Annotated in this window: 11 protein-coding genes; 4 read left to right on the top strand and 7 right to left on the bottom strand. The window is 69.1% G+C overall.

Going from position 1 to position 11,458, the window contains the following annotated elements; translation table 11 throughout:
* Positions 1-293 precede the first annotated feature (293 nt).
* Positions 294-1,574: an NAD(P)/FAD-dependent oxidoreductase gene (locus ACXJ3V_RS17990; protein WP_457101717.1), complete on the top strand. Its 1,281-nt coding sequence runs from the start codon at positions 294-296 to the stop codon at positions 1,572-1,574.
* Positions 1,575-1,595: 21 nt separating this feature from the next.
* On the opposite strand, the gene ACXJ3V_RS17985 is transcribed toward ACXJ3V_RS17990, so the two are convergent.
* Positions 1,596-2,477, bottom strand: coding sequence for a hypothetical protein (locus ACXJ3V_RS17985; RefSeq protein ID WP_457101716.1), 882 nt, complete (start codon positions 2,475-2,477; stop codon positions 1,596-1,598).
* A 177-nt stretch (positions 2,478-2,654) separates the two neighbouring features.
* Here ACXJ3V_RS17985 and ACXJ3V_RS17980 point away from each other — a divergent pair, with 177 nt between their 5' ends.
* The gene (locus ACXJ3V_RS17980; RefSeq protein WP_457101715.1) at positions 2,655-3,230 is read left to right on the top strand and encodes a hypothetical protein; all 576 of its coding nucleotides are present in this window, start codon (positions 2,655-2,657) and stop codon (positions 3,228-3,230) included.
* Between the two features lie 11 nt (positions 3,231-3,241).
* On the opposite strand, the gene ACXJ3V_RS17975 is transcribed toward ACXJ3V_RS17980, so the two are convergent.
* The 6 genes from ACXJ3V_RS17975 to ACXJ3V_RS17950 form a co-directional block, all read right to left on the bottom strand.
* The gene (locus ACXJ3V_RS17975) at positions 3,242-4,240 is read right to left on the bottom strand and encodes a fumarylacetoacetate hydrolase family protein (RefSeq protein WP_457101714.1); all 999 of its coding nucleotides are present in this window, start codon (positions 4,238-4,240) and stop codon (positions 3,242-3,244) included.
* The gene (locus ACXJ3V_RS17970; RefSeq protein ID WP_457101713.1) at positions 4,237-5,271 is read right to left on the bottom strand and encodes an amidohydrolase family protein; all 1,035 of its coding nucleotides are present in this window, start codon (positions 5,269-5,271) and stop codon (positions 4,237-4,239) included. Before ACXJ3V_RS17970 ends, ACXJ3V_RS17975 begins: the two co-directional genes overlap by 4 nt.
* Positions 5,268-6,401 carry an FAD-dependent monooxygenase gene (locus tag ACXJ3V_RS17965; protein WP_457101712.1) on the bottom strand — a complete coding sequence of 378 codons (1,134 nt, stop codon included), beginning with the start codon at positions 6,399-6,401 and terminating at the stop codon, positions 5,268-5,270. The genes ACXJ3V_RS17970 and ACXJ3V_RS17965 overlap by 4 nt, the downstream gene beginning before the upstream one ends.
* Before the next feature lie 43 nt (positions 6,402-6,444).
* Complete coding sequence (locus tag ACXJ3V_RS17960; protein WP_457101711.1) at positions 6,445-7,437, bottom strand: cyclase family protein; 993 nt, start codon at positions 7,435-7,437, stop codon at positions 6,445-6,447.
* Positions 7,434-8,390: a fumarylacetoacetate hydrolase family protein gene (locus ACXJ3V_RS17955; RefSeq protein ID WP_457101710.1), complete on the bottom strand. Its 957-nt coding sequence runs from the start codon at positions 8,388-8,390 to the stop codon at positions 7,434-7,436. The genes ACXJ3V_RS17960 and ACXJ3V_RS17955 overlap by 4 nt, the downstream gene beginning before the upstream one ends.
* A gap of 80 nt (positions 8,391-8,470) precedes the next feature.
* Complete coding sequence (locus ACXJ3V_RS17950) at positions 8,471-9,490, bottom strand: VOC family protein (RefSeq protein WP_457101709.1); 1,020 nt, start codon at positions 9,488-9,490, stop codon at positions 8,471-8,473.
* A gap of 137 nt (positions 9,491-9,627) precedes the next feature.
* Here ACXJ3V_RS17950 and ACXJ3V_RS17945 point away from each other — a divergent pair, with 137 nt between their 5' ends.
* Positions 9,628-10,614 (top strand): LysR family transcriptional regulator, encoded by a 987-nt coding sequence (locus ACXJ3V_RS17945; protein ID WP_457101708.1) that lies wholly within the window; start codon positions 9,628-9,630, stop codon positions 10,612-10,614.
* Positions 10,611-11,375 (top strand): SDR family NAD(P)-dependent oxidoreductase, encoded by a 765-nt coding sequence (locus ACXJ3V_RS17940; protein ID WP_457101707.1) that lies wholly within the window; start codon positions 10,611-10,613, stop codon positions 11,373-11,375. The genes ACXJ3V_RS17945 and ACXJ3V_RS17940 overlap by 4 nt, the downstream gene beginning before the upstream one ends.
* Positions 11,376-11,458 lie beyond the last annotated feature (83 nt).

The following is an 11,458-nucleotide window of genomic DNA, read 5'->3' as shown; positions in this document are numbered from 1 at the left end:
CGAGGGTGCTGAACGAGTCGACGACCACGGGCGGCGAGCCCGGCAGTGCAAAGAAAGTGACCGTGGCGAGAACCGTCGCGACCGCACCCGAACTCAATAGCATGGCTAACTCCTTTGTTGCGCATTCCCGCAAACCGTACCGGGAGTCGAGCCGCTCGGCAATGGCCCCTGTGAGGCGACTATGAGTCGACCTCCCGGGCTGAGGGAGCATCTCATCAGGGATTTGTTCCCGTGCCGCCTCTTCGCGCGGGGCCGATGCCCCGACTCGGGCCGATCTGTGGAACTGTGGGTGGATGAGCGTGATCGTCGTGGGAGGCGGGATGGCGGGAGCCGCCTGCGCATCAGAACTGGCGGGCGACGGCATCGAGGTGACGCTCGTGGACCGTCGGGATTACACCCAGTTCCAGCCGCTGCTCTACCAGGTCGCGACGTCGCAGCTGCCGGCCGACAACATCACCCGGCCGCTCGTGGAGATGTTCGACCGCCACGACGACGTCACGGTCGTCACCGGTGAGATCATCGCCATCGACCTGGACGCGAAGACCGTCACGACGGATGCCGGCACCCTCGGCCCTGCGGATCACCTGGTGATCGCGGCGGGGTCGGAGCCCAACTTCTACGGCGTCCCCGGCGCTGCCGAGCACTCCTTTCCGCTTTACTCGGTCGGCGACGCGGAGCGGCTTCGCGTGCACCTCCGGGACCGGCTCCGCGAGCTCTGYCGACCCGACACCGACGGCAGCCTGACCGTCGTCATCTGCGGCGGCGGACCGACCGGCGTGGAGACTGCCGGGGCTCTGGCCGAGCTCATCCGGGCGCTTCAGGATGAGGACAGACTCGTCGGAACGGCGACCGTGCGACTGGTCGACCGCGGCAAGGTGCTGCTCGGCCCGTTCTCCGATCGCTCGCACGTCTATGCCTTCGACAAGCTGACCGAGATGGGGGTCGACGTGTCTTTCGGCGTCGCTGTGGCCGCCGTCGACGCCCTTTCGGCGACGCTGTCGGACGGATCGACTGTCTCGACCGACACCGTCATCTGGGCGGGCGGCATCTCGGGTGCATCGATCGTGGAGCTCACCGGCATCCTTCCCGGCCACGGTGGACGCATCGACGTCGCCGCAGATCTGACCATCCCCGGCTACGCCGATGTGTTCGCGATCGGCGATGTCGCGAACGTGCCCGATGAGGCCGGTGGCACCCTCCCCCAGCTCGGGTCGGTCGCTCAGCAATCTGGGGCCTGGGCAGGAAGGAGCATCCGTGCGCTCCGCGAGGGAGGCGAAGCACGCCCCTTCGAATATCACGACAAAGGAATAATGGCGATGGTCGGCCGCAACGCCGCGGTCGCCGAGATCGGCCGGCGCCGCCGCCACCTCGAGGGCCCGCTCGCTTTCGCCGCCTGGCTCGGCCTCCACGCCTCGCTGCTGTCCGGCTTCCGCGACCGCGTCGACGCCGTCAAGAACTGGGTCGAGGACTACGTAAACCGGTCTCGGGCAGCCGATCTGGAACTCGAGGAGCCGGTCGATCGGATCGTGTGGGCCGACGACCCCTCCGAGCTTCCTGCCGTCACGTCATCCTGACCAGCGGCCGCGCGGCCGCGATCAGCGACGGCGCTCGCTCCATCGGGCGGGCTCCGTCGCCCAGGATGCCGCCCGCTCGTCGCGCTCGCTGATGAGCGTCGCCAGCCGCAGCCGGGCAAGCACTTCGGTACGCACTCTTCGCACCCGGGCGCCGTCTCGCCGCATGGCGTCCGGGCCTACGATCCCCCACCATCGGTCGAGCGCGTCGAAGACTTCCGCCGCATCCTGCTTATCCACCAGGTCCCCCGTGATCCGGGCCATCCCCGTCTGACGTCCGGAGCGATCCGCGCGGAGCGCGTGGACCCACAGGAAGATCGCGGCCACCCCGGCGCACGCGAGGAGGGTGAGACCGGTGGTCTCCGGCAGAGCGTGGTACGGGTCGGCCTCGTCCCACCGCAGCAGCACCGCGCCCGCCGCGGCCAGCAGCCACAGCACCCCGAAGATGAGGTGGATCACCGACGGAACCCGAGACCCCCAGAGCGATCCATTCGCGCGGCGCGGCTCGAGCCACCACAGCAGCGACACCGAGAGCACCGCGAGCAGCCCGGCCGGCAGCATCCCGTCGTGCAGGGTGATGGGGCTGCTGCGCGGCGTGGCGACCAGCGCAACCGCAACGATGCCGGCGAGGAACGCAACGCCCAGGAACGCGCGGTGCAGCGCGGTCGACGTCTGCACTCGCGCCGCGGCGGGATCGCGCCGTTCGTTCGCGGCCCGCACCGCCGCCGCGCGCACGCGCTCGTGATCGGCGCGCATCCGAGGGTCATTTGCGAGCACGGCGACCCGCCAGGAGTCTTCGATTGCGGTCTGGGCGTCGCGGTATTCGGCATCGAAGAGGATGAGGTCGATGCGGCCGAGGGTGCGGTCATCGAGTCCCGTCACGGAATCGTGTCCGGATCCGGCCACTGCGCCCTCCCTTGTCGATCAGCTCCCGGGGCGGCTGTCCTACGCCCAGGGTAGGCCGTAGATGTGCGCACTGTCCGGTGGGACACTGGGCATGCGCACCGCCTCGACTCCCAGACATCCACGATGCACTTTCCCCATCCCTGTCTGCGTCCGCTCCGCTGGAGCCGAGGAGGAATCATGAAACGAGTCGTGCCTATGGTTGCGCTGACCGGTCTGCTGACGCTGGGCGTCGGCTGGGCAGTCGCAGCGCCCGCCGCAGCAGGGACGCCGCCCGAGGTGTTCCACGACAAGATCGATCTCTCGTTGAAGAACATCGATCAGTGCGGATTCACGGTGAACTCCATCGTCAAGGGAACGAGCACGTTCAAGGTCACCGTCGACGCGTCCGGCACCCAGTCCTTCCAGCACACAGCCCATGTCGTGAGCACCCTGACGAACGTGGCGAACGGCAAGGTGGTTCACGTCGACAGCGCGGGCCGGGATGCCTGGAGCGACGGCGGCGTGGAGAACCCCGACGGCACCTTCACCTTCACGGACACCCTCGCGGGGAGGGACATCAGGATCTACACCTCCCACAGCAGCGTCCTGATGAAGGACGTGGGATTCCTGGCGATCGTGGAAACTGTCGACTCGGAGGGGAACCTCATCAGCCAAGAGCTGCTCGAGCACGGGCCGCACCAGTTCGCGGGTGACTTCGACGCGATGTGCGATGTGATCGCCGACGCCATCGGGCCCGAGCAGGGCCCTGGATAGCCCGACCGCGGTCAGCGAGACCGCTGTCGGGATCGCACCCGGGCGGCGGGCAGCTGCGGAGCCGGGACTGCCGCGCCGACGCGGGCCCCCAGTTCGCCGATGCCCTCGACGACCATCCGCACCTCGTCGCCTTCGACGAGCGGCGGCGGCGTCAGCTCGCCGCGTCTGCCCCATAGTTCGGCGAGGCATCCGCCGTTGCCGACAGTGCCCGACCCGAGCACATCGCCCGGCACGACGCGGGAGTTGCGCGCCGCATAGGCGACCAGCTCGGGGAACGGCCAGCCCATGTTCGAGACCAGGTCCTCGCCGACGAGCTCACCGTTGACGAACACCTCGGCGCGAACAGCGAGGAAGCCGTCCTCATCGAGGAACGGCGCAAGCTCATCGGCCGTGACGATCCACGGGCCGAGCGAGGTGCCGAAGTCCTTGCCTTTCGCCGGCCCGAGCCGCACCTTCATCTCGCGGGACTGCAGGTCACGCGCGGACCAGTCGTTCATGATCGTGTAGCCGAAGATGTGGGATGCCGCGGCCTCCGGTGTCAGGTTCGCTCCGTCCGACCCTGCCACCCCGCCGATCACGGCAGCGATCTCGAGTTCGAAGTCCAGCCGCTCGCACACCGGCGGGTTCATCGGCTCGCCAGGCCCGAGGACCGTGTGCGGGTTGGTGAAGTAGAACGTAGGCGCCTGGTACCACTCCGGGACGACTTCGCTCTTGCCGTCGACGGAGGCGCTGATGCCTTCGACGTGCTCCTCGAACGCCACGAAGTCACGGATCGCGGCCGGCACAATCGGCGCGAGCAGCTGCACGTCGGCGAGGGGGGTGCGTTTCGTCTCGCTTTGCTCGCTCAACGACCGGTCCAGGAGCAGGAGCGCGGCATCCAATCCCTGCGCCAGCACGTCGGCGACGGTCAGGCCGTCCGGGAACAGCACGACGTGATCGTCGATCACGAAGCCCTCGGACGCTTCGACAAGCTCAGCGACCGCGGGGTAGGTCCACCGTGCGATCCTCATGCCCGCACCAGCGTCTCGAGAAGTGCGTCGGCGTTGCCGCCGAGGATGCGCGCGGCGAGGTCGGCGGGCAGCCCGGCATCGCGGACGAGCGCGATCGGGTCATCCAGGCCCATGTCGAACGGGAAGTCGCTGCCGAGCACGACCTGTGACCCGCCGGCGACCTCGACGAGGGTGCGCAGCGCGTGCGGGTCGTGCACGACGGTGTCGAACCAGATCTTGCGCAGATAGGTGGAGGGGGCATGCTCGCAGCGCCGTGCCTCGGGGCGCACCTGCCAGGCGCGGTCGGAGCGTCCGATCGCGGTGGGCAGGTAGCCGCCGCCGTGCGCGGCAACGATCTTGAGCTCCGGATGCCGATCCAGCACGCCCGCGAAGATCAGGTGCGACAGCGCGACGGCGTTCTCGGCGGGCTGGCCCACCGTGTTCGAGAGGTAGAACCTGTCCAGGCGCTCGTCGAGGCTGCAGCCGAACGGGTGCAGGAAGACGATCGCGCGCAGCTCGGCGGCGCGCGCCCAGAACGGCTCGAGGCGCGGGTCGGAGAGCTCGACGTCGCCGGCGAACGACGAGATCTCGACGCCGGCGAGCCCGCGGCCGAGCACGGCGTCGTCGAGGCACTCGACGATCCGCTCGGGGTGCTGCAGCGGCACGAGTCCGAGACCGGTGAGCCGCTCCGGCGCCTGGGCGACGTGCGCGGCGACGAGGCGATTGGCCTCGTTCGCGACCCAGACCGCGAGGCCTTCTGGCGCCCACGGGTAGAAGTGGTTCGGCGAGGCGCTGACCCACTGCCGGTCAACCCCCTGCGCGTCCATTTCGGCGAGGCGCACGCTGACGTCGGTGAGCTTCGGGATGCGGGCGCCGATCATCGGACCCGACGCCGCGAGGCTCTCCGCGCCATTGCGCTTCAGCTCGAGCGCGGCGGCCTCGCGGACGCCGTCGGGCGCGCGGCGCTCAACCTCGCCGGCCAGCGATGGCAGCAGGATGTGCGCGTGGACATCCGTTACGCGGGTGACCTCAGGGCTCGTCGTGTCGCTCATGCCGGCTCCGCCATCTGGTGGGCGACGCCGAACATGAGACCAGGAACATCCGCATCCCGCACCCCGTCGAGCTGCCACTGGCCGAGCTGGACGGATGCCTCGACAACCCGCCCTGCACGAGGAAGCCGGCGCGCGTGGAACTCATCCCACAGGTCCTGGTCCACGGCGTCCCGGGAGACGAGCAGTTCGGTGAGGACGAAGGCGTCTTCGAGCGCCTGGGCCGCGCCCTGCGCGATCGTCGGAGGGCAGGAGTGCGCGGCGTCCCCGATCACGACGACATGGCCGCGGTTCCAAGGGGCGGGAACGATGTGCTGCGTGAACCACGTGTAGTTCGCGTGCGCGCCGCCCTCGAGGTCGGCGCGGATCGAGTTCCACGGTCCGTCGTAGGCCCGCGACTCGTCGAGCATGATCTGCGTCGCCTCGTCGTCGGGGGTGCCGAACCGGTCCTGGGCCTTCTCGACGAGGAACGCGTACATCGAGTCCTCACCGGTCGGCGTGTACCCGGCGATGAATACGGGGCCCCCGTAGTACAGCTCGCTGCGGACCACCTCGGCGGGACGTGAGACGAACGAGCGCCAGATGCCCATGCCGGTGGGCTCCGGCTTGGTCTCGATCCCGATGATGTCGCGCACCGCCGAGTGGAGTCCGTCGGCGCCGACGAGCAGGTCGTAGACCCCCGCGGACTCCTCGTTGACGAAGACCTCGACGTGATCGTCTCCCTGCACGAGCCAGGTGACCTTGGCGCCGAACCGGATGTTCGCGCCTGCGGCGGTGGCGTGCGCGAGGAGGATCCGGGCGAGCTCGGCCCGCGGCATCCCCATCGCCGCCGGATAATCCGGCCCGCCGGTCTTGACGTCCGGAAGCTCGGCGACGATCGGCGCGCCAGGGCCAGGGGCCCGCAGGTTGAGTCCCTCGAACGGGTAGCCGGCGGCCTGGATTTCGTCCCAGGCGCCGAGCGCGTCGAACACGCGCAGCGCATTGCCCTGCAGCGAGATGCCGGATCCGTGCACGCTGGGTTCGGGCTTCGCCTCGAAGACGTCGACCTCGACGCCGGCCTTGGCGAGCTGGATGGCGGTGGCGAGTGCCGCGACGCCGCTTCCGGCGATGGCGACCTTGTTCACAGCGGTCATGTCAGAACCTCTCTGTTCTGGATTCGGGTTCGGGTTCGGGTTGTCAGAGGATGGCGACGGGGTTGATCGGCGAGCCGACCGCCCCCGTGATGGGGAGCGGCGGCGCGGAGAGCAGGAAGTCGTAGCGGCCGAGCTCGGCGCAGACACGGCCGAGTTCGTCGAGGTCCCACATCTCGCCGATCGTGAGGCCGAGGTTCGGGATCACGACCTGGTGCAGCGGCTGGAAGGCGGGCACGTCGAACTCGTTGGGCCGCACCTCGAAGCCCCACGTGTCGGTCGCGATCGCCGCGATCTCGGTGCGGTGCAGCCATCCCGCGGTGGTCAGCGAGAGTCCGGGGGCCGGACCGCCGGCGTAGTCGCCCCAGCCGTCGCGGCGCGCGCGGGCGAGCTGGCCGGTGCGCACGAGAACGATGTCGCCGCGACCGATCGTCACGCCCTGCGCAGCGGCGGTGGCATCCAACTCGGCCGCGGTGATCGCGTAACCGTCGGGAAGTTCGCCGGTGTCGGGCTGCAGGTGGCGGCCGACATCCAGCAGCACACCGCGGGAGACGATGACGGATGCCGCGTGCTCGATGCCCGTGACAAGATCGCCCTCGCTCGTGACGACGTCACCCGCGCGGCGCCCGTTCCAGGCCATGCCGTGGTCGAAGATGTGGCCGAGTCCGTCCCACTGCGTCGAGCACTGCAGCGGCATCGCGATGACGTCGTCAGCGCCGCCGATCCCGTGCGGGAAGCCCTGGTTGCCGCGCTCCGCGTCGACGCCGGTGTCGGTCATCGTGTGCACCGGGTTGGTGCGGCGTCGCCACCCCTTCTGCGGGCCGTTCGTGTCGAACGACTGGGACAGCGACACCACCTTGCCCTCGCGGACGAGGGCCGCGGCATCCACTCGCTTGCCTTCGTCGATGAAGTTCAGGGTGCCGAGCACATCGTCCTCACCCCAGCACCCCCAGTTGCGATACGCCTCGGCGCGCGCGGCGATCTCGCCCTCCGGATCGGTGCGGTCGAGGTCGGCCGGGTTCTCGGATGTGCCCGTCATGATGCCGCCACGCAGCGCACGACCTGCGTGCCGAGGCCCGCGATCGAGCCGGTCATGACGTCGCCGTCCTGCAGGAAGCGCTTCCAGTGCTGGCCGTTGCCGGCCGGGCTGCCCGTGAGCAGGATGTCGCCGGGAAGCAGCGGCATCGTCTGGGAGGCACCGGAGATGAGGGCGGCGATGCCGAAGAGCAGGTCATCGGTCGACCCGTCCTGCATGACCTTGCCGTTCAGTTCGAGGCGCAGGTTCAGGTGGCCTGCGTCGATGAACGGCGCCGGCACGAGGAACGGGCCGGTCGGCAGGAAGCCGGGCGCGTTCTTGGCGCGATACCAGTCGGTGCCGATCTCCTTCATGTCCTTGCGGAACACCAGATCGCGCGTCGTGATGTCGTTGACGATCGTGTACCCGGCGACATGGTCGAGCGCGTCCTCGCGGGACACCCGGAATGCCTCACGGCCGATCACGACGGCGAGTTCGAGCTCCCAGTCGTGCACCTCGCTGTAGGCGGGGAGCGTGAGCGGAACGTCGTCTCCGACGACGCAGGCGGGCAGACCGATGAAGAAGTACGGCTCGCCGTTGGCGGCGCGGTCGTCCATCATCTTCGCCGCGAACTCGCGCGCCTCTTCGGGGGTTCGATCGCTGTTGTTCGTGAGCCCGGCCGCGACGAGTTCGATCACGTGCTGGCGGTAGTTCGCCCCGGCCTGCAGCACCTGGCGCGGCTCGACCGGAGCCGTGAGAGTCACATCGGCCAGCGGCATCCACTCTGCGTCCGCCTCGGCGAGCACCCGCAGCCGCTCCCAGTCCGGAGCCGCCAGGAACGCGTTCAGGCCCGAGGCGCCGAGATCCTCGGTGGTCAGGCGCCGGATGCGGTCGCCGGCGACCAGACCGAGGGCGATGGTGTCTCCATGACGAAAACGGGCGAGCGCGTACGGCGCGTCAAGTCGGTCGGTGGTCATCTGTGGTTCCGTTCGTCGCTCTTCATCGTGCGAGTGGTGTCGTGGGCGGCCCGGCAAGGCGGACCGCCCACGAAATGGTGTCAGCCCTGGCCGTGCTTGGCGTACGGGTTGAACAGGGCTTCCTTGATCTCGTCGGGCACGCCCTCTTCGGTCGCGCTCGGGCCATCGGCGGCCGGGAAGGACTCGGTCATCGACATCGGCATCGCGCTGTTGCGGTAGAAGTTGTTCGACCCCTGCGACGGACGCCACGTGTTGGGCTCCCAGTCGGGCACGTAGTTGCGGTAGCCGCCGGTGTTCAGCTCGATGCGCAGGCTGGAAGGCTCGCGGTAGTAGAGGAAGTTCTGCTCGCCGATGCCGTGGATCGACGGGCCGTACTCGATCGGGTAGCCGTTCTCCATGAGCACGTCGGCCGCGATGAGCAGCTCTTCGCGGGTGTCGACCCAGAACGCGTAGTGGTTGACGCGGCCGGCGCGGCTCGAGCCGTCGAGCACGACGCCGAGGTCATGCGACTTCTCGTTCGTGGTGAGCACCGAGAACACCGAGATCGGCGCCTCGTCGAGGACCGTCTTCGCCATGATCCGGAAGCCGAGCACCTCGCTGTACCAGGCCGCGAACGCGTCGACGTCGCTCGTGGCGATCGTGACGTGGTCGAGCTGGCGGGGCGCGCCCGCGACCTTGCTGCGGCGGTTCGGGCGGTCGGGGTAGATCGACGCGTTGTCGCCCTCGGCGACGTGCACGCGCTCGACATCCCAGTGCAGGGTCAGGGTGTGTCCCCACGGGCCCGTGAACCGGTAGGCGCGGCCGATGGCGGGTCCGTCGAACCACTCGCCCTCGATGCCGGTGGCCTCGACGGCCTTCGCCGCCGCCTCGAGCGCCTCGGCGCTGGAGGTGCGCCATGCCGCCGTGACGAGCGACGGCTCATCGCCGGGCGCGACGACGACGGAGTACTTGTAGTAGTCGCCCCAGCAGCGGAGGTAGACCTTGCCGTCGATGCGGTCGACGACGGTGAGCCCGACCTGGTTCACGTAGAAGTCGACGGATGCCTCGACATCCGGTGCGGTGATCTCGACGTAGGAGAGGTGGGAGAGCAGCTTGATCATCTTCGATCCTTTCGAAAGAGTGCGGGTGTGGTCCCGAGTTCAACTATCGGCGGCGGGCAAGCATCAGGGAATCCGTGATTAGCTATCCCCGACATAGATGTCGTTTATGGCCACCGGTCATCAGCAGAAAGCACGCCATGCCCGAACGCCCCCCACTCTCGCGGTTGGACCTCAACCTGCTCATTGCCCTCGATGCGCTGCTCACCGAACGCAGCGTCACCAAGGCCGCCGAGCGGCTGCGCCTCAGTCAGCCGGCTCTGAGCGCGTCGCTCGCCCGCCTCCGGACGCACTTCAACGACCCGCTCCTGGCGCGTCGCGGCAATGCGTACGAGCTCACCCCGCTTGCGATCCGGCTGACCGATCACACCTCCACGGCGCTCGAGGCCGCACGACGGGTCTTCGAAAGCCAGGCCGATTGGGCGCCGCAGGAGTCAACCCGCGAGTTCTCCATCTACGGCTCGGACTACGGCTTCGCGACAGTGGGCGCCGCCGTCTCGGCGCTCGCCGCCCAGCGCGCACCCGGGGTGCGGTTCCGCTTCATGCTGCACAGTCCGACGGTCATCGACGAGATCGAGACCCGCCTCCGCTCCGTCGATGCCCTACTCATCCCGCACGGCTTCCTCACGGGCCTGCCGTACCTCGACCTGTGGCGCGATCACTGGCTGGTCGTGGCATCCGATACCAACGAACGCGCGGCGCAGGGCATCACCATGGAGCTCATGGCCGAGTCCCCCTGGGTCTTCACCTACCAATCGCGCACCGCGTTCACCTCGGCGACGCGGCAGCTGCAGCAGCTCGGCATCGAGCCGCGGGTGGATGCCGTCGTCGAGAGCTTCCTCTCGCTCCCGCACTTCATCGCCGGCACCGATCGACTCGGACTGATCCAGTCGGGGCTGGCCACCGCCGCACTCGGACAGGGCGGCATCCGTCTGTTCGAACCGCCCTTCGACGCGACGCCGGTGCTCAACGCCCTCTGGTGGCACCCGGTGCACTCGCGCGACCCGGAACACGCCTGGATGCGGAGTCTGTTCGCTGAGGCCGCAGCCGGGATGCCCGCACCTGGCGCCGCTCGCGCGGATACGGTCGCGACGCACTCACCCGATATCGAAGGGCAATCCGCATGACCGCGTATTCCGGACTCGATGGCCGCACGATCGTCATCACGGGTGCCGCACGCGGGCAGGGGGCGCGCGAGGCGCTGCTTCTCGCCGCGAACGGCGCCCGCGTGATCGCCACCGACCTGCTCGACGCTCCCCCGCCCGAGTTCGCGGGCACGGCGATCGCGTACCGCCGGATGGACGTCGCAAGCGAGCAGGACTGGGCGGACCTCGCGGCCACGCTGGCTGAGGCTGCTCCGATCCGCGGCCTCGTCAACAATGCCGGCGTCACGCATCGCTCGCGGTTGGGCGCCACCGACCGCGCCGACTGGGACCGCGTGCTCGCCATCAACCTGACCGGGGCGATGCTCGGCATCCAGGCTCTCGCTCCGCTCATGGGCGAAGGCTCGTCGATCGTCAACATCGGCTCGTCCGCCGCGCTCACCGCCCACTACCCGGTCGCCTACACGGTGAGCAAATGGGGTCTCCGCGGGCTGACGCACGTCGCGGCGACCGAATACGGACCACGCGGCATCCGAGTGAACATCGTGCACCCCGGCTTCATCGAGACCGACATGACCGCGAACGCCCCCACTCCGATGCGCGATGCGCAGCTCTCGTTGACTCCGCTCGAGCGGACGGGTGAGGCCGACGAGGTCGCGCACGTCGTCGCGTTCCTGTTATCGGATGCCGCGGCCTACGTCTCGGGCGCCGAAATCCCCGTCGACGGAGCGTTCACCTCGTCAGCAGGCGTCAAGGTCATGGCCGACCGCATCGCCGGCGGCTGACCGCCACCGCGGCGGAACGGGTCGACTCGCGCTGCGGACATGCGGATGGCCGGGGTCACACTTGACCCCGGCCATCCGCATGT

Source organism: Microbacterium sp. P5_E9, assembly GCF_054049175.1.
The sequence above is the reverse complement of the archived record's forward strand: the minus strand, read 5'-3'. Positions and strand labels throughout refer to the sequence as shown.

Coding starts and splice junctions, on each gene's coding strand:
- ACXJ3V_RS17980 (WP_457101715.1), top strand. CDS start 2,655: ATGAAACGAGTCGTGCCTATGGTTGCGCTGACCGGTCTGCTGACGCTG.
- ACXJ3V_RS17975 (WP_457101714.1), bottom strand. CDS start 4,240: ATGAGGATCGCACGGTGGACCTACCCCGCGGTCGCTGAGCTTGTCGAA.
- ACXJ3V_RS17970 (WP_457101713.1), bottom strand. CDS start 5,271: ATGAGCGACACGACGAGCCCTGAGGTCACCCGCGTAACGGATGTCCAC.
- ACXJ3V_RS17965 (WP_457101712.1), bottom strand. CDS start 6,401: ATGACCGCTGTGAACAAGGTCGCCATCGCCGGAAGCGGCGTCGCGGCA.
- ACXJ3V_RS17960 (WP_457101711.1), bottom strand. CDS start 7,437: ATGACGGGCACATCCGAGAACCCGGCCGACCTCGACCGCACCGATCCG.
- ACXJ3V_RS17955 (WP_457101710.1), bottom strand. CDS start 8,390: ATGACCACCGACCGACTTGACGCGCCGTACGCGCTCGCCCGTTTTCGT.
- ACXJ3V_RS17950 (WP_457101709.1), bottom strand. CDS start 9,490: ATGATCAAGCTGCTCTCCCACCTCTCCTACGTCGAGATCACCGCACCG.
- ACXJ3V_RS17945 (WP_457101708.1), top strand. CDS start 9,628: ATGCCCGAACGCCCCCCACTCTCGCGGTTGGACCTCAACCTGCTCATT.
- ACXJ3V_RS17940 (WP_457101707.1), top strand. CDS start 10,611: ATGACCGCGTATTCCGGACTCGATGGCCGCACGATCGTCATCACGGGT.